Source organism: Streptomyces sparsus (assembly GCF_054776295.1).
In genome coordinates this window covers 1-565 of sequence record NZ_BAAHCA010001697.1, presented here as the reverse complement: position 1 = coordinate 565, position 565 = coordinate 1, and the positions used below count along the sequence as shown (strand labels likewise).

The 565-nt window shown below is 76.3% G+C and carries 1 protein-coding gene; it reads left to right on the top strand.

Annotated elements, in window-relative coordinates:
• A partial coding sequence (locus ACYVE9_RS30360; RefSeq protein ID WP_461031062.1) for an FAD-binding oxidoreductase occupies positions 1-565 on the top strand: 565 nt, incomplete at both ends.

Below are 565 nucleotides of genomic sequence, written 5' to 3'. Positions count from 1 at the left end.
GTGTGCCGCCGGCACGGCACGGCCGTGGTGGCGCGCGGAGCGGGCACCAGCATCGCCGGCGAGGCCACCGGCACGGGTGTGGTGCTGGACTTCACCCGGCACATGGACCGGGTCCTGGACCTCGACCCGGAGTCGCGCACGGCCCGCGTCCAGCCCGGCGTCGTCCTGGACACCCTGCGCGCGCGGGCCGGCCGGCACGGTCTGACCTTCGGACCGGACCCGTCCACCCACCGCCGCTGCACGCTCGGCGGCATGATCGGCAACAACGCGTGCGGCTCGCACTCGGTGGCCTGGGGCACCACCGCCGACAACGTCCGGGAACTGTCGGTGCTCACCTTCGGCGGTGAGCCCGCCCGGCTGTCCCGCGGCGGCGAGGGCGTGCCCGAGCGGATCCGGGCCGGCGTCACCGAGCTGGTGCGCGGCGACCTCGCCCGGCTGCGCACCGGGTTCCCGGAGCTGCCGCGCCGCATCTCCGGTTACGCGCTGGACGAGTTGCTGCCGGAGCGCGGCGAGGACTGGGCGCGGGCCTTCACCGGCAGCGAGGGCACGCTCGGTGTGCTGACCG